Source organism: Achromobacter sp. MYb9 (assembly GCF_002975275.1).
In the GTDB taxonomy this organism is placed as follows: Bacteria; Pseudomonadota; Gammaproteobacteria; order Burkholderiales; family Burkholderiaceae_B; genus Achromobacter.
This window is the reverse complement of record NZ_PCOQ01000007.1, coordinates 132,645-148,721: the sequence shown is the minus strand read 5'-3', so window position 1 is coordinate 148,721 and position 16,077 is coordinate 132,645. Positions and strand designations below refer to the sequence as shown.

The window sequence follows — 16,077 nt, the reverse complement described above, 5'->3', positions numbered from 1 at the left end:
ACCCCGAGAGACAGCCGGACCCCGATGCCCGTTTAATGCAAGTATATTGGATCCATGATCCAGTAGGTAACAGCCACCGTGACACGCAGTACCCCGAGGCCAGCCGCCTCGATTTTTAAAGCCCTTATTTTTGGATCCAATATCCAATAACCAATATCCGCCTGTTGATGATGCAGGCGGGCACGCACCAGGAGCCGCAGCATGAGCATTCAATGGCAAGGCGTTTTCCCCGCCGTGACCACCAAACTGAACCCGGATTTCTCGCTGGATCTGGACGCCTTGCGCCAGGGCCTGGAACGGCTGATCGTCAACGGCGTGGGTGGCGTCGTGATGATGGGCATGGTGGGCGAAAACGCCCAACTGTCGCCCGACGAGAAGCTGACCGTCCTGCGCACGGCCGTGGAAACCGTGCGCGGGCGGGTGCCGGTGATCTCCGGCGTGGCTGAAACCGGTACCGCCCGCGCCGCCGCGTTCGCACAGGAAGCGGCCAAGATCGGCGTGAATGGCCTGATGGTGTTTCCCGGGCTGACCTACAAGTCGGACAATCGGGAAACGGTGGCTTTCTATCGGACGGTGGCGCAGGCCAGCCCCCTGCCCATCCTGCTTTACAACAACCCGCGCGGCTACGGCGTCGACCTGACGCCAGACCTGGTGGCCGAATTGCTGGAAGAACCGACCATCGTGGCCATCAAGGAAGAGTCTTACGACACCACCCGCGTGACCGACCTGATCACCCGTTTCGGTGACCGCCTGGCCGTCGTGTGCGGCGTGGACGACCTGATCCTGGAAAGCGCCGCCCTGGGCGTGACCGCCTGGGTATCGGGCATGGCCAACGCCGTTCCGAAGGCATCGGTCGACTTGCTGCGGCTGGCCGCAGAGGGCGATTTCGTGCGCGCCCGCAAACTGTACGCGGCATTGACGTCGCTGTTCCACCTGGACACCGTGGTCAAGCTGGTGCAGCACATCAAGCTGGCCGAGCACCTGATCACCGGCAGCGCCGAAACCGTCAAGCCGCCGCGCCTGGACCTTGCCGGCGCGGAACGCGAACGCACCATCGCCATCACCAAACAGACGCTCGCGGACCTGTCCGCCCTGGGCTACTGATCCCTGATTCCGGAACCGCCATCATGCGACTCATCCGCCTGCCCGCGCTGATTGTCAGCGCCCTGATTGCCCAGTCCGCCGCGCATGCCGCGGACTATCCCGCCCGCTCCATGGAACTGGTAGTCGCCTACCAGCCTGGCGGCGGCAGCGACAACACCGCCCGCGCCATCGCCGAAGCCGTGCGCCCGCCGCTGCTGGCGCAGCCCACCGTCGTAATCAACAAGCCCGGCGCAAGCGGTTCCATCGGTTGGTCGTATGTGGCCAACGCCCAGCCCGACGGCTACAAGCTTGTCCTGATGACGCCGGAAATGCTGGTCGTGCCGCTGATGGGCATCGGCAAGACAACGGTGAACGACTTCCTGCCCATCGCGCGCTTCACGGACGATCCGTCTTCGGTGACGGTGCGTGCCGATGCGCCATGGAAAACCGTGCAGGAGTTTCTGGAATATGCCAAGAAGAACCCGGAGCGGGTAGCGGTGTCCAACGCGGGCATCGGCACCGTGCCGCACATGGCGGCCGCGGCGCTGGGCGAGCAAACTGGCGTGAAGTTCGTGCACGTGCCCTATCAAGGGTCGGCGCCGGCCATCATGGGCCTGCTGGCGGGCGACGTGCAAGCCACGACGGTCGCCTATGCCGAACTGCAGCAGCACGTCGAAACCGGCAAGCTGCGCACGCTTGCCGTGATGGCGCCCCAACGGCTGGAAAACCTGCCTGCGGTGCCCACCATGAAGGAGCTTGGCGCCGACCTGCAATTCAGCGTGTGGCGCGGCATCGGCCTGCCCAAGTCCGCCCCTGCGGATGCCGTGGCGAAATGGCGTGCCGCCGCCAGCCACGTCGCGCAATCCAAGGAATTCCAGAGCCTCATGCGCAAGCAGAACCTGACGCCGTCCTATGCCGACCAACCGCAGTTCGCGGCTGACGTAGCCCGCCAGGAACAGGCCTTCAACACGCTGGTGCCCAAGCTGAACCTCAAACCGTAGGTTCAGCCGGGGCGCCCGCGCGTTACTCCACCGTTGCGCCGGACCGCTTCACCACTTCGGCCCAACGGGGGATCTCGGTGGCCATCAGCGCGCGCAGTTCGTCGGGCGTGCTGCCCACCAGTTCCATACCCATGGTCTTGCCCAGCTTTTCCTGGACGTCGGGCTCTTTCAGGATGATCGCGATCTCCTGGGCCAGCTTGTCCAGGATTGGCTTGGGCGTGCCCTTGGGCGCATAGACGGCCTGCCACGAAGCCATCTGGAACCCGGCCACGCCGGCTTCCTGCATGGTCGGCACGTTGGGCGCCAGCGAGATGCGGTCCTTCGTGGTGACGGCCAGCAGCTTCAGCTTGCCCGTCTGCAACAGCGGCAAGGCCGCCGTCATCTGATCGAACATGAAGGTCACGGCGCCGGACGACACGTCCACCATCGCGGGCGGCGTGCCCTTGTACGGCACGTGCGTCAGCGGCACGCCGATCATGCTTGAAAACAGTTCGCCCGCCAGGTGCGTCGACGTGCCCGCGCCCGACGATGCGAACGTGCGCTTGTTCGGATCGCGCTTGAGCAACGCGATCAGGTCGGCCACCGAATTCACGCCCAGGTTGGGATCCACCAGCAGCACGTTGGGCAGGTAGGCGATCAGCGACACCGGCTCGAAGTCCTTCACGGGGTCGTACTTCAGGTTCTTGTACAGGCTGGCGTTGATGGCGTGGGTGCTGATGGTGCCGCCGAACAGCGTGTAGCCGTCGGGCGGCGCCTTGGCGACATAGGTCGCGCCGATGCCGCCGGCCGCGCCGGGCTTGTTCTCGACGATGACGTTCTGGTGCAGGCGGTCGCCCAGCTTCTGGGCCAGCACCCGGCCCACCACGTCGGTCGAACCGCCGACGGTGAACGGCACCACGTAGGAAATCGGCTTTTGGGCGGGCCAATCGGCCGCGCTGGCCGGCATGGCCGCGAGGCCAAGGGCGGCGCCGGCCAGCAGCGCACCCAACGCACTGCGTCGTTGTGGGTTCATGTTGTCTCCTGCCTTGTTTTATGGGTATGGGTCGCCGGCCGGACGGCCGGCGGCAAGGCTCAACGGCCCTGTTCTTTGCGCCAGGCGGCGAATTTGTCTTTGGTGCCCGGATCGGTGGGCGGATACAGGCCCAGGATGGACGCGCCCTGCTGCACCTGGCTGGTCACGAAGTCTTCGAAGGCGGTCATTTCCACGGCCTCGACCGAGATCTCGTCGGCCAGATGCGCGGGAATCACCACGACGCCCTCGCGGTCGCCCACCACGATGTCGCCCGGCCACACGGCCACGTCGCCGCAACCGATGGGCGCATTGATGTCCAGCGCCTGATGCAGCGTCAGGTTGGTCGGCGCCGACGGCCGCTGGTGATACGCGGCAAAGCCCAGTTCGGCGATTTCGGGCGAATCGCGAAAGCCGCCATCGGTGACGACGCCAGCCACGCCGCGCTTCATCAGCCGCGTGACAAGGATGGAACCCGCCGACGCGGCGCGCGCGTCCTTGCGGCTGTCCATGACCAGCACCGCGCCTTCCGGGCAGGTCTCGACCGCGACGCGCTGCGGGTGCGAACGGTCTTCGAACACCTTGATGGTGTTCAGGTCTTCACGGGCGGGGATATAGCGCAGCGTGAACGCCGGCCCGACCATATTGGGCAGATTGGCGTTCAGCGGGCGCACATCCTGGATGAACTGATTGCGCAGGCCGCGCTTGAACAGGGCCGTGCAAAGCGTGGCCGTGCTGATGCCGGCCAGGCGGGCGCGGGTTTCGGGATTCATTTGGGACACGATGACTCCGGGGGTCGATACTCGATAAAAAAAGGCAAGCGCCAGGCGGGCCGCGCCCGCCCGGCATTTAGAAGATTTCGGGTTCGGGCACGGGCGCGCCGAATCCGGTTTCCAGGAAATCGAAATCGCAGCCGTCATTGGCTTGCAGGATGTGTTGGGAATACATCCAGCCGTAGCCGCGCTCGTAGCGCTTGGGCGGCGGCGTCCAGGCGGCGCGACGCGCGGCAAGCTCCTCGTCGCTGATGTTCAGGTGGATGCTGCGGGCCGGCACGTCCACCGTGATCATGTCGCCCGTCTTGACCAGCGCCAACGGACCGCCGATATAGGCTTCGGGCGCCGCGTGCAGAATGCAGGCGCCATAGCTGGTGCCGCTCATGCGGGCATCCGACAGGCGCAGCATGTCGCGCACGCCTTGCTTCACCAGCTTGGTCGGAATGGGCAGCATGCCCCATTCCGGCATGCCGGGGCCGCCTTGCGGGCCAGCGTTGCGCAAGATCATGATGTGTTCGGGCGTGACGTCCAGGTCCTCGTCGTCGACCGCGGCCTTCATGCTGGGGTAGTCGTCGAACACCAGCGCCGGGCCGGTATGTTGCAGGAACTGCGGTGCGCACGCGCTGGGCTTGATCACGCAGCCGTCCGGCGCGATATTGCCGCGCAGCACGGCCAGCGCGCCTTCGTCGTAGATGGCGGTGTCCAGTTTGCGGATCACGTCGTCGTTATAGACCTCGGCGCCCGCAATGTTCTCGCCCAGCGTCTTGCCCGTGACGGTCATCGCCGTGGGATCCAGATGATCTTGCAAGCGCGACATCAGCGCGGGCAGGCCGCCCGCGTAATAGAAGTCTTCCATCAGGTAGGTGTCGCCGCTGGGCCGGATGTTGGCAATGACCGGCACCTTGCGGCTGGCGGCGTCGAAGTCGTCCAGGCCAACCGCATGGCCGGCACGGCGCGACATCGCGACCAGGTGCACGATGGCATTGGTGGAACAGCCCATCGCCATGGCGACGTTGATGGCATTCTTGAACGACGCCAGGCTCAGGATGCGCTTGGGGCTAAGGTCTTCCCAGACCATCTCCACCACGCGGCGGCCGCACTCGGCGGACATGCGCATGTGGTTGACGTCCGCCGCCGGAATCGAGGATGCGCCCGGCAGCGTCATGCCAATGGCTTCCGCGATGGCCGTCATGGTGCTGGCCGTGCCCATCGTCATGCAGGTGCCGTAGCTACGGGCGATACCGCCCTCCACTTCGGTCCATTGTTCTTGCGTGATCTTGCCCGCGCGGCGCTCGTCCCACAGCTTCCAGGCATCCGAGCCCGATCCCAGGATCTTGCCCTTCCAGTTGCCGCGCAGCATCGGGCCCGCGGGCACGTACACGCACGGCAACCCGGCGCTGATGGCGCCCATGAGCAAACCCGGCGTCGTCTTGTCGCAACCGCCCATCAACACGGCGCCGTCGACCGGATGACTGCGCAGCAGCTCTTCCGTTTCCATCGCCAGGAAGTTGCGATACAGCATGGTCGTCGGCTTGACGAACGATTCCGACACCGAAATGGCCGGCAACTCCACCGGAAAACCGCCCGCCTGGAACACGCCGCGCTTCACGTCTTCGACGCGTTGCTTGAAATGGCTGTGACAGGGATTCAGGTCCGACCACGTGTTGATGATGGCGATGATGGGACGGCCGACCCAGTCGTCGGGGCCATAGCCCATTTGCATCATGCGGGAACGGTGGCCGAACGAACGCAGGTCATCCTTGGCCATCCAGGCGGCGCTGCGCAGACTTTCGTAGGTACGTTTCATAGGGGAATAGGGAGTGAAGCGTGGTAGGGATGGGATCATTTAAACACTAATACATTAGTGCGTCAGCTAGGTAAAAACCCGCTACACTGCGGGCTTCGACCACCGTACTCCCGACACGCCTTCGGATGCAAAGCCAGAAGCTCAGACTGGACCGTTCGCGCCACGCGGCGCCCCAGGTCTTTGAACACTTACGCGAACAGATCGTATCGCTGGAGCTCGCCCCGGGTACCGCGTTATCGCGCGTCACGCTGGCCGAAACCTACGGCCTGAGCCAGACGCCCATCCGCGACGCCCTGATGCGCCTGGCCGAAGAAGCGCTGGTCGAGATCTACCCGCAGCACACCACCGTCGTCAGCCGCATCGACATCCCCGCCGCCCGGCAGGCCCACTTCCTGCGCCAATCGCTGGAACTGGAAATCGTGCACCAGCTGGCGCAACGGCCCGACCCGATGCTGCACAAGCGCCTGCAAGCCAGCATCGACCTGCAACGCGTCAGCCATGCCAATGGCGAATACCAGCAGTTCATCGACGCCGACCAGGCTTTTCACCGCGACATGCATGCCGCGGCGGGCGTGACCAGCCTGTGGCAACTGGAGCAACGCTACAGCGGCCACCTGGATCGCCTGCGCCGCCTCCATCTGCCGGAAGCCGGCAAGGCCGAACGCATCATGGACGATCACCAACGCCTGTTGGATGCCATCGTGGCGCAAGCGCCGGAACGCGCGCAGCACGTGCTGCGCGAGCACCTGTCCGGAACACTCAGCCAGGTCGCCGAGATCTGCAAGCGCTACCCCGAGTACGTGCTGGCGGAGTAACGTCGCCCTGCCCGGAGATATCCTCCTGCGCGGCCTTGTTGAGCGCGATGATGGCGGGGTGCGCGGGCCGGTTGCGCAGATCGTCCAGCAATTCGTCGCCTAGGGTGAAGATGCGATCCGCATACTGCAGCGTGCGCTGCAATTGCTGCGCCGCACGGGCAATGCTGCCCGCCTTGGCGACCCTCCAGAAATAGCGCAGATGTTTGTAATTGAGAGAGACCATCGCGGATCCATCCAAAAAATCTGACTATCACTTCATGATATGCGAATTGTCCGAAGAATAAGCCTGTTCTAGACTGGCCTTGTACCTTGCAGGAGGCGGCAAATGGGTCAGATCGAGACTTTTGCCACAACGCCGATGTGGGTGGGATTCATCGGCTTCGTGCTGGCGGTGCTGGCGCTTGATTTATATGCGCTGGGCGGCCGTCGCGCGCACCGGGTGTCGTCCCGGGAAGCGCTGGGCTGGGTGCTGGCCTGGGCCACGCTGGCAACGTTGTTCGGGCTGTCGATGTGGGCGTTTCTCGACGCCAGCGCCGGCCGGGCCGTGGCCAACCAGAAAACCCTGGAGTACTTCACCGGGTACCTCATCGAACTGTCGCTGTCCGCGGACAACATGTTCGTCTTTTCCCTGATATTCACGTACTTCGCGGTGCCCCCCGAACTACAGCGGCGAGTGTTGCTCTACGGCGTGCTGGGCGCCATCGTGATGCGCATCGGGATGATTCTTGCCGGCGTCTGGCTGCTGTCGAAATTCGTCTGGCTGTTCTACGTGCTTGGCGTCTTCCTGATACTGAGCGGCGCCAGGATGCTGGCCACGGCCGCACGCCAACCCGACATCGCCCGGAACCCGCTGGTCCGCTTCATGCAGGCAAGGATGCGCATCACCCCCGACTATCACGGACAGTCGTTCTTCGTCCGCATCGACGGACTGCGCTACGCCACGCCCTTGTTCGTCGTCCTGCTGGTGATCGAAGCCACGGATGTGGTCTTTGCCGTCGACAGCATCCCGGCGATCTTCGCCGTCACGCGCGACCCCTTCCTTGTCTTCACCTCGAATATCTTCGCCATCATGGGCCTGCGGGCGCTGTATTTCCTGCTGGCGGACATGGTGGGCCGCTTCCACTATCTGAAGTATGGGCTGGCGATCGTGCTGATCGTCATTGGCGGCAAGATGCTGGCGGCGCAGTGGGTCCATGTGCCGGTGCACTGGTCGCTTGGCGTGGTCGGCCTGGTATTGGCCGCATCCATCGGCGCCAGCTTGCTGTTGCCCAGGCGGAAGGCTTCGACCGCCCGCCACAACGTGAAGAAGGCACACACCAAGGAGCTGCCATGAACACGATCATTCTCGCTACCGACGGATCGACATACAGCGATGAAGCCGCCCGCTACCTGGTCGCGAGCCCATTGCTGAACCGCGATTTCATCGTGCATGTGGTCCATTGCGAACCTCAGGTGTCGGGGGATGTCGAGTCGTTCATCGGCAAGGCCGACGTCGACGCCTGGCACCACGAAGAAAGCGGCAAGGCAATGCGCTCGGTGGTGGACATCCTGCGCAGCGGAAACGTCAACTACGAATGCCACGAACTGACCGGGTTCACGCCCGAAAAAATCGTCAATTACGCGGCCAGCGTCAACGCCACGGCGATCGTGCTGGGATCGCATCACCGCAGCCCGGTGGTCAACGCCTTGATGGGGTCGGTCAGCGGACGGATTTTGGCGCATGCGCCATGTCCGGTGCTGGTGGTTTAAATCGATCACCCAAGGTAATGCGAAGGAAGTCCTGCCTGTTTGCCTTGATTCCAGCGGGAAAAATCGTCCTGCCAGCTCAATCCAGAGGATACCGCCGGATCACCGTCTTTCCGTCCCGTTCGGCCAGCGACAGCAAGGCTTCCCCCGAGGCGTCCATGCCCAGTAGCCCGTTCTCCACGTCCTGCGGCATTTGGAATGGGCGCCACGTTTTGCCTTGGTCGCGCGTGGCGAAATAGGTTTTGGTGTATTCGCTGAACGAAAACAGATGGTCCGCGTAGGTCTTGATCACCCAAACTTTGCGGCCAAACCAGGCTTTGCCTATCCAGGTGGGTTCGCCGCGCACGGGGGGCGACGCCGAACGCCGATGCCATGTCCGTTCGGTCTTGTCCAATTCATAGATGGCGTTGCCCAACGTTTCGAACACGCGTTCGTCCCGGGTATAACGCGCGTCGGGCGCGGGCGCCGGGACGGACGACGCGTGGGGGGTGATGCGGAACGCAGGAGGCGCGCCGCTCTGAAGCTCCACTTCAAAGCGCCGGGTTTCCAGCACTTCGTTTTTTTCCGCCGCGTTCAAGCTGATCCGCGTGCGCCAACTCCAGCCCACGGCCCGCCTGTCGTCCAGGGGAAATAGCGACCAGTCGTAGGCCAATTGGCTGCCGTCCTTGCCCGCCTTTTCCTGGAAAGCGCGATCGAAGGCTTGCGCGTCGGGCCAGACCTGCTCATCAAGCAAGGTGGCCGACCAATGCCGGGCGCCGTCTTCACTGACCAATAGGCGTTGGCCAGCGTCGTGCCGTTCCAGCGCGATCACGCGGTCTTGCGTCAGGAACACGGTGTATTGCAACGGCGGACCCAGGACGGCGTCCGGATCATACGTCCAGGTCTTGCCCTGGTCGTCGGAGCGCAGCGTTTCCCAGGCGGCGGGCGGATCGCCGCCCCCGTTCTGGATGCCCGGGCTACGTGGCGTGCCCGTGACCAGGTACAGCGTGCGGCCTTCGGGGGAACCGATCAGCGTGACGCCGGTGTCGCCGCTGATGGACCCCAGCAGCTTGAATACGCCCGTGCCCTGCCCGCCGTAGATCAGGTTGCGCGTGTCGGCCAGTTGCCATGGATTCTGGGGCCGCGTGCCCAGGGCAGGCACCAGGGCGTCAAGCAGCGGCGCTTGTTCCAGGCCCGCCAGGTCTTTGCCGGTGACGAGGCGTTGCCCGACCAGCAATTGGCGTTCGCCGAACCGTTGCAGCGACACCCGGGAAGACGAGGCCAGCGGCGGGCCATTGAGTTCGCCGATGAGCTCGTTGCGCGCAAGCGGCTTGCCCATCGGCACCAGCTGATAGAGGCCATAGCCGATCACCCCCGCGACCACGATCGCGGCGCCGCTGGCAAGCAGTCTAAGGTTCATGGCTGCAGAGCATCCTGATGCATGGGCGCCCGCCATCCGGTCGGCGACTGTTGGGGAATAGGCGAAACTATAGCGTGTTGCGCGACGTTCTCTATACTGGCGTGACATACTCTCACGCTTCAACCGGCGCCACACGGAAACCCGACATGATCGCAAGGCACGCTCGCTTCGCTCTGGCCCTGGCTTTGCTGGGGGCAGCTGGCTGGATGCCACCCGCCTTGGCCGCGCCGCCCGACGTTTGCCAGGCGGTGACCGTGCGCGAAGGCGACCCGATTCCGCCGGACGCTTGCGCCGTGAATATCGTACCCCGCGACCTGGACGTGTCGCGCATCGTGTTTGGCGACGGCCCGGCCTGGACGCCGCTGGATCCCCGCGCCATGCCCGGCGTGTTCTACGACACCTCGTCCATTGCGCCAGTATCCGAAAGGCCGGTGGTGATGGCGGTGACGGTCGCGTGGTTCTATGCGCAACCCCGCGTGTCGGAGACGAACGGGCAGCCTTATGGATCGGTATCGCAGCCGGTGACGCTGAACTGCGGCGCCAACACCTATACGGTCACCGAGACCCGGCACTACGCCGGCAACGACGCGACCGGCGCGCTGGTGGAGTCGATTCCCGTGGCGGGCATCCACGATGCGCCGGTCGCGCGCGACCCGGTCCAGCGCAAGCTGCGTGCCATGGTGTGCCCGCCGCCGGGCAAGACCGTGCGCAAGTAGGCGCGGCGCCCTACCCGCGCCAATAGCGATACAGCGCCCGCGCCGCCGCATCCAGCAAGAAGCCCAGTACGCCGATCATCAGCACCATGGCCATCAGTTCGGAATAGGCCAGCCGGTCGCGTGTATCCAGGATGAAGTACCCCATCCCGGCCGACACGCCCAGCATTTCGCAGGGCACCAGCACAATCCACAGGATGCCGATCGCCAGCCGCACCCCGGTCAGAATGTGCCCCAGCACGCCGGGCAGGATGACGCTGCGCAAGGTTTCCCAACGGGTGGCGGCCACGCTTTGGGCCAGTTGCAGCCAGCGCGGATCCAGCTGCTGCACGCCTGCCGCGGTATTCAGCACGATGGGCCAGACGGCGGCGAACGTCAGCAGGAAATAGACGGGATCATCCCCCACACCGAACACCATGACGGCAATGGGCATCCAGGACAGCGGCGAGATCATCCGCAAGAACTGCATGGCGGGCGATACGGCGGCCTCAAGGCGGCGCCAGCTGCCGATCGCCAGCCCCAGCGGCACGCCGATCAACAGTGCAAACCCCAGCCCCACGGCAATGCGCCGCAGACTGACCAGGATATGCATGGGCAAGTCCGATGCGGTCAGCAATTCCGCCAGGCTCACGAAGGTGGCGCCCGGCGAAAAACGCCGCGCCATGCCGCCTGCTGGCGACAGGACGTCGGTGCCCAGCCACCATAACGCCAGCAAGGCCGCCAACCCGCCCAGCCCCAACAGGCAACGCCGCCCCAGGCCCAAGCCGCCGTTGCCCGGGCGGCGGACCGGCTTGGCGCTTGATCCGGCCGGATCGGCGCTTCCGGCGGATCCGCCAGGCGCGGCCGCTGCGGGCGCTTGCGAACCGGCAAATGACTCGCGTGCCGTCACGCCTGCACCATTTCAGTCCGCGTATAGGCGTCCGGGAAGCCAAAGCGGTTCAGACCGCCCACGGATTCGATGGCACGCTTGACGTAGCGGTCATCGACGAGCTCACGGGCCGCGCGCGCCGGGTCCAGGTCGGCCAGGAAACCCCGATCGGCCTCGATCACCGTATCGCGCAAGCGGCGCACCAGTTCCTCGGTGTAGCTGGGGAACGGATAAGGCTGGAAGTCGATGCGGCGCTCGTCCCAGTCGGCGTGGCGGATGGCGCCGCTGCCCAGGTAGCCTTCGCGGTCGGCGGCGGGCGGCGCCAGCACCTTGGTCAAGGCCGGCAAGCCGTGCGGCGTGTAGCGGTTGATGCCTTCCTTGGACAATAGCTGGGCCGTTTCGGCCCGGTGATCACGTATCCACAGCTGGGCCTGCACGATGGCATCGACCACCTTCTGCGACCACGCGGGACGCTGTTCAAGGTCGCGCTCATGCATGAAGACGACGCAGCAGGCATGGTTGCGCCAGATGTCGCCGGTGAAGCGCAGCACCTTGCCCACGCCCAGCGTTTCGGCGACGGCATTGAAGGGCTCGGCCACGATGTAACCGGCGATGCGGTTCTGCGCCAGGGCCGGCGGCATGTCGGACGGCGCCATGACGATCAGGTTGACCTCATTCGCGCCGACCGAGCCGTCCTTGCGCGCCACCGGCGTCAAGCCGTTTTCGCGCAGCAAATACTGCAGCATGACGTTGTGGATGGAATACCAGAATGGGATGGCAACCGTCTTGCCGCCCAGTTCCTTGACGCTATTGATGGCGGGGGCCACCGTCAGGCCCGATCCGCCCACGTGGTTCCAGGCCACGACCTTGGCCGGCACCTTGCTGCCGAAGCGCGCCCATACCGTCATGGGCGACAGCAGGTGCACTACGTTCACCTGGCCGGAAATGAAGGCTTCGATTACCTGCGCCCAGCTGCGCAGCAGCGTGGGCTTTTCCGCTTTGACGCCGGCCTTGTCGAACAAGCCATTGTTATGCGCCACCAGCAGCGGCGCGGCGTCCGTGATGGGCAGGTAGCCGATCCGTACCGGCGCGTCCGGCTCGCTTTGGGCGCGGGCGTTGAACGCCGACAGCAACGTGCTTGCGCCGCCTGCCGTCAGCAGGGCCGAGAGTTTCAACCAGTCGCGACGCGACATGTGTTCCAGGCACATCTATGAGCTCCTTGGTGGACGAACGTCCGTTCAAACCAGCGCGGGATCGCCGCGCACGACCCGCAGCGCGGCGCGCAGACGGGTCAGGATTTCCAAACGCAGCACGCCCATTTCGGGCAGCAGGTCGGCGCGTGGATGCGGCAGATCCACCTGCCATTGGCCCAGGATGCGCCCGGGCACGCCGCCCAGCAGGACGATCCGGTCGGCCAGCACCAGCGCTTCATCGATATCGTGCGTGATCAGGACGGCGGCGGTCCGGAAATCGGCCACCACTTTGCGCAGCAGCGTCTGCATGTCGCTGCGCGTGACTTCGTCCAGCGCGCCGAAGGGTTCGTCCAGCAGCAGCACCGACGGCTGACGCGCCAGGCAGCGTGCCAGCGCGGTGCGCTGCGCCATGCCGCCGGACAACTGAGACGGACGCAGGTGCCGGGCATGCGACAGGCCGACTTCATCAATGGCCTGATCAATCCGCATCCGGCGCTGGTCGTCCGTCAGCACGGGTTGATGGGTGAAATCCAGACCGAACGCGACATTGCGTTCCAGCGACAGCCAAGGCAGCAGGCTGGGATCCTGGAAAGCGACGGCCACGCGGGGGTGCACGCCGGTCAACGGCGCGCCTTCCATCAATAGCGACCCGGCCGTGGCCGACTGCAAGCCCGCCAGCACGCGCAGCAGGCTGGACTTGCCTGCCCCACTGGCGCCCAGCACCGCCACGACTTCACCGCGCGCCAGATCCAGATCCACGTCATGGAAAACGGGGCTGGCCGCGCCGGCGTAGCGCAGCGCCAGGCCGCGCGCCTGCAGAACCGGCGGCGCGCCGGCCGTCATGCGGCAGCCTCGGCAGCCAGTCTGGCTTGGCGTTTGGCCAGTTCGGTCTTCAACTGGACCAGGCTGGGCGTGACGATCGGCAGGAAGGCGGCTTCGCGCCAGCGCCGCGCGAAGCCGGCGCCGGCGGGCTTCAGATACGCCGCGCCGCCACTGGCCTGCAATTCCAGCTGCACCGCCTGATTCGCGGCTTCAGCCAGCGCGATGCGGATCTCGAACAGCGCCCACGGTTCGGCCACGAAGCGTTCGCTGCGCACGCCGGCGATCAGGCTGGCAGCCAGGGTATCGACCTGCTGGCGCAGCGCTTGCAGGGGTTCACCCAGGATGCCGCGCGACGCCTGGCCCTGGCCGGTTTGCGTTGCGGCTTGCAGCGCACGGCGGGCCAGCCCGATGGACAGGCCGCATTGCAGGCCGGCGAAGGCCGGACGTGCGCCGGGCAGGTACTGCCGGGCATCGGGATGGATCAGCCATTCCGGGCCGATGCGCACACCCTGCACGGTCAACGCCGCGGTGTTGCTGGATTGCAGGGCCAGCAGGGACAGGTCCGGACTGCGGACGAGGCCCGCGATGTCGTGCGGCAGCGCCACCACGGCGGGCGTGCCGTCCGGGGCGGTAACGGCAGCCGCGACCAGAAACCCCTGCGGCCGCAGGTTCGTCACCCACGGCATGCGGCCGTCCAACACCCATTCGCCGCCAGCGTCGCGGGCGCCGATCTGCAACGATTCGATGCCCGACAGGAATTTCATGGCGTTCGATAGCGCGGTGGCGCCGGCCTGTTCGCCCGCCAGCAGCCGCGCCATCCAGGCATCAGCCAGCCCGGTGTTCGGGCTGCGCAACAGGTATTCGATGAAGACGCGCTGGCTCCAGACCACGAAGGCGCTGGCAACCGAGCGTTCGGCCACCTGCGAGACGGCTTCGATCGCGTCGCCGATGTCGGTGCCGCGCAAGCCGCCCTGGGCCGCCGGCACGCCAATGCGGAACAGCCCGGCGTCAGCCAGCCGGGGCAGCACGGTGGCGGCGTCCAGGCTGCCGTCGTCCAGCGCGTCGGCGTGCTGATCCAGCCACGCCGCCAGATCCTGGGGCAAAGCCCAGCCTGCGGCGCGTCCTGCGCCGAGCGGTTGCCCCGCCATCACGCACCGCTCCAGGCGTAGTCGCGCAATTGATCGTTCAACGGCGTCTGGGCCAGGTTGTTGCCGAAGTTGCAGATCGTGGCCAGCCCGACGCCCACGATGACTTCCAGCGCATTGCCATCCGAATACCCGGCGTCGCGCAACGCCTGCAAGGCGTCGTCGCTGACGCGGCCACGCGTCTGGATGACGGCCTCCGTGAAGGCGGCCAGGGCCTGCAAACGTTCATCGGGCAGCACGCCCTGGGCGCGCAGCGCGTCCACCACTTCGGGCGAAAGCCGGGCCTTGTTGCGCGCAAGCGCCGTATGCCCGGCCACGCAGAACGTGCAGCCATGACGCGTCCCGGCCACCAGCTGGACCACTTCGCGCTCTTGCAAGGTCAGGCCCGCGCGGGCATTGATCTGCGATAGCGTCTGATACGCTTCCAGCGCGACCGGCGCGTTAGCCAGGACTCCCAGCAGATTGGACAGGTATCCCGAGGCCTGTTCCGCGGCGGCCAGCGCGGGACGCGTGGATTCGGGAGCGCTTTGCGCGGTATGGACGGGCAAACGAGCCATGAAGATCTCCTGGGGTATCGTAGAAAACCATATTGTGCGGGTGGCCGGCCGCAAGCGACAATGCACGAAGATCGCAACTTGATGCTAGATCTTATCGACTTTCAGCTATGCGCTTATAACCGGATTCGATCCGCGATCATCCTCCTAAACTGCACCGGCTTGCTGACCGGATCAGTTTCATGCCATCACCGCCTGCCTAATCACCTTGCCCTTGCATCCCGATCATACCGACCAGGCCGCCGTCGACGCGCTGCTGCTGTCCAGCCTGGAAGTCCAATCCAGCCTGTATCACCTGGGGCAGTACTGCGGCAATTGGTCCGCCAGCACCAGCGGGCGGGCGCGCGCCAGCTTTCATCTGATTCTGCACGGCCGCTGCCGGGTCGACCTGGGCGAAGACGAAGCGCCTTTGACATTGGGCGCCGGCGACGGCGTCTTCTTCCTGCGCGACATCCCGCATGCCTTGACGCCGCTGGACCCGCCCGCGCCGGGCGCCGCCCTGTGCACCGCCATGGAACCGCTGCTGCCACGGCAGGCTGACAGCACGGGCCTTGCCTGCGGGTTTTTCCAGTTTCGCCCCGGGTTGGCGGACCTGCTGGCCGATACCCTGCCCGACTACCTGGTGCTGCGCGCCGACGATGAACACTTCCGCACGGCGCGGGGCGTCTTTGAATTGATATTGGGCGAAACGGCGCGCGAACCCGGCGCGTCGCCCGTCGTGCTGGAACGGCTGACCGACCTGCTCATCTTCTTCATGCTGCGCCATCTGGCCATCCACGACCGGCAGGCCTATGGCCTGTTCGTGCTGGCACGGGATCCGGCCATGGCGGGCCTGCTCCAAGCCATTCTGGAAGCCCCCGCCGCCGCCTGGAGCATGCAGGACATGGCGGACCGCCTGCATATGTCCAAGGCAACGTTCCATCGGCGCTTCACACTGCAAAGCGGCACGACCCCTGCGCATCTGCTGCAACGGTTGCGCATGCGCGTGGCGCGACGCCTGTTGAGCCAGGGCGTAGGCATCCAGGACGCCGCCGAACGCGTGGGGTACCAATCCCAGGCCGCGTTCAGCCGCGTGTTCCAGCGCACAGAGGGCGTGGCGCCTTCGGCCTGGCGCAAACGCCGCGCGGCGCAAGGCTGAACGCGCAAGCG

17 protein-coding genes are annotated in these 16,077 nt (G+C 65.6%); 7 read left to right on the top strand and 10 right to left on the bottom strand.

The window, feature by feature from the left end; all coding sequences use genetic code 11:
- The first annotated feature begins 201 nt into the window (after positions 1-201).
- Together CQ050_RS13005 and CQ050_RS13000 are read left to right on the top strand one after the other, a co-directional pair.
- Positions 202-1,104: a dihydrodipicolinate synthase family protein gene (locus CQ050_RS13005; protein WP_105557242.1), complete on the top strand. Its 903-nt coding sequence runs from the start codon at positions 202-204 to the stop codon at positions 1,102-1,104.
- 23 nt (positions 1,105-1,127) lie between these two features.
- Entirely contained in the window at positions 1,128-2,084 is a 957-nt protein-coding gene (locus CQ050_RS13000; RefSeq protein ID WP_105557241.1) for a tripartite tricarboxylate transporter substrate binding protein, read from the top strand.
- A gap of 22 nt (positions 2,085-2,106) precedes the next feature.
- Here CQ050_RS13000 and CQ050_RS12995 read toward each other — a convergent pair whose 3' ends face one another.
- The 3 genes from CQ050_RS12995 to araD all read right to left on the bottom strand — a co-directional run bounded on the left by CQ050_RS12995 (position 2,107) and on the right by araD (position 5,673).
- A complete protein-coding gene (locus CQ050_RS12995) occupies positions 2,107-3,096 on the bottom strand; it encodes a tripartite tricarboxylate transporter substrate binding protein (protein WP_105557240.1) in 990 nt (329 codons plus the stop codon).
- A gap of 59 nt (positions 3,097-3,155) precedes the next feature.
- Complete coding sequence (locus CQ050_RS12990) at positions 3,156-3,866, bottom strand: ribonuclease activity regulator RraA (protein WP_105557239.1); 711 nt, start codon at positions 3,864-3,866, stop codon at positions 3,156-3,158.
- A gap of 76 nt (positions 3,867-3,942) precedes the next feature.
- The gene (araD, locus tag CQ050_RS12985; protein ID WP_105557238.1) at positions 3,943-5,673 is read right to left on the bottom strand and encodes an L-arabinonate dehydratase; all 1,731 of its coding nucleotides are present in this window, start codon (positions 5,671-5,673) and stop codon (positions 3,943-3,945) included.
- Positions 5,674-5,798: 125 nt separating this feature from the next.
- On the opposite strand from araD, the gene CQ050_RS12980 reads away from it, so the two are divergent.
- Entirely contained in the window at positions 5,799-6,488 is a 690-nt protein-coding gene (locus CQ050_RS12980; protein ID WP_105557237.1) for a GntR family transcriptional regulator, read from the top strand.
- Here the strand turns inward: CQ050_RS12980 and CQ050_RS31315 are convergent.
- Positions 6,433-6,711 (bottom strand): hypothetical protein, encoded by a 279-nt coding sequence (locus CQ050_RS31315; RefSeq protein ID WP_199196803.1) that lies wholly within the window; start codon positions 6,709-6,711, stop codon positions 6,433-6,435. The two genes, CQ050_RS12980 and CQ050_RS31315, sit on opposite strands and share 56 nt — an antisense overlap.
- Before the next feature lie 102 nt (positions 6,712-6,813).
- Here CQ050_RS31315 and CQ050_RS12970 point away from each other — a divergent pair, with 102 nt between their 5' ends.
- On the top strand, positions 6,814-7,821 hold the full coding sequence (locus tag CQ050_RS12970; protein WP_105557236.1) for a TerC family protein: 1,008 nt from the start codon (positions 6,814-6,816) through the stop codon (positions 7,819-7,821).
- Positions 7,818-8,237 (top strand): universal stress protein, encoded by a 420-nt coding sequence (locus CQ050_RS12965; protein WP_105557235.1) that lies wholly within the window; start codon positions 7,818-7,820, stop codon positions 8,235-8,237. The genes CQ050_RS12970 and CQ050_RS12965 overlap by 4 nt, the downstream gene beginning before the upstream one ends.
- A 76-nt stretch (positions 8,238-8,313) precedes the next feature.
- Here the strand turns inward: CQ050_RS12965 and CQ050_RS12960 are convergent, their stop codons facing one another.
- Positions 8,314-9,633 (bottom strand): hypothetical protein, encoded by a 1,320-nt coding sequence (locus CQ050_RS12960; RefSeq protein WP_105557234.1) that lies wholly within the window; start codon positions 9,631-9,633, stop codon positions 8,314-8,316.
- 146 nt (positions 9,634-9,779) lie between these two features.
- Here CQ050_RS12960 and CQ050_RS12955 point away from each other — a divergent pair, with 146 nt between their 5' ends.
- A complete protein-coding gene (locus tag CQ050_RS12955) occupies positions 9,780-10,349 on the top strand; it encodes a surface-adhesin E family protein (RefSeq protein ID WP_105557233.1) in 570 nt (189 codons plus the stop codon).
- 10 nt (positions 10,350-10,359) lie between these two features.
- Here the strand turns inward: CQ050_RS12955 and CQ050_RS12950 are convergent, their stop codons facing one another.
- The 5 genes from CQ050_RS12950 to CQ050_RS12930 are packed head-to-tail and all read right to left on the bottom strand — an operon-like array spanning position 10,360 to position 14,931.
- Positions 10,360-11,235 carry an ABC transporter permease gene (locus CQ050_RS12950; protein ID WP_199196802.1) on the bottom strand — a complete coding sequence of 292 codons (876 nt, stop codon included), beginning with the start codon at positions 11,233-11,235 and terminating at the stop codon, positions 10,360-10,362.
- Complete coding sequence (locus CQ050_RS12945; RefSeq protein WP_105557232.1) at positions 11,232-12,422, bottom strand: ABC transporter substrate-binding protein; 1,191 nt, start codon at positions 12,420-12,422, stop codon at positions 11,232-11,234. The genes CQ050_RS12950 and CQ050_RS12945 overlap by 4 nt, the downstream gene beginning before the upstream one ends.
- Before the next feature lie 30 nt (positions 12,423-12,452).
- Complete coding sequence (locus CQ050_RS12940) at positions 12,453-13,250, bottom strand: ABC transporter ATP-binding protein (protein WP_105557231.1); 798 nt, start codon at positions 13,248-13,250, stop codon at positions 12,453-12,455.
- A complete protein-coding gene (locus CQ050_RS12935; protein WP_105557230.1) occupies positions 13,247-14,377 on the bottom strand; it encodes an acyl-CoA dehydrogenase family protein in 1,131 nt (376 codons plus the stop codon). Before CQ050_RS12935 ends, CQ050_RS12940 begins: the two co-directional genes overlap by 4 nt.
- The gene (locus CQ050_RS12930) at positions 14,377-14,931 is read right to left on the bottom strand and encodes a carboxymuconolactone decarboxylase family protein (protein WP_105557229.1); all 555 of its coding nucleotides are present in this window, start codon (positions 14,929-14,931) and stop codon (positions 14,377-14,379) included. Before CQ050_RS12930 ends, CQ050_RS12935 begins: the two co-directional genes overlap by 1 nt.
- Positions 14,932-15,142: 211 nt before the next feature.
- Between CQ050_RS12930 and CQ050_RS12925 the strand changes: the two genes are divergently transcribed.
- Positions 15,143-16,066, top strand: coding sequence for an AraC family transcriptional regulator (locus tag CQ050_RS12925; protein ID WP_233214011.1), 924 nt, complete (start codon positions 15,143-15,145; stop codon positions 16,064-16,066).
- Positions 16,067-16,077: the final 11 nt, after the last annotated feature.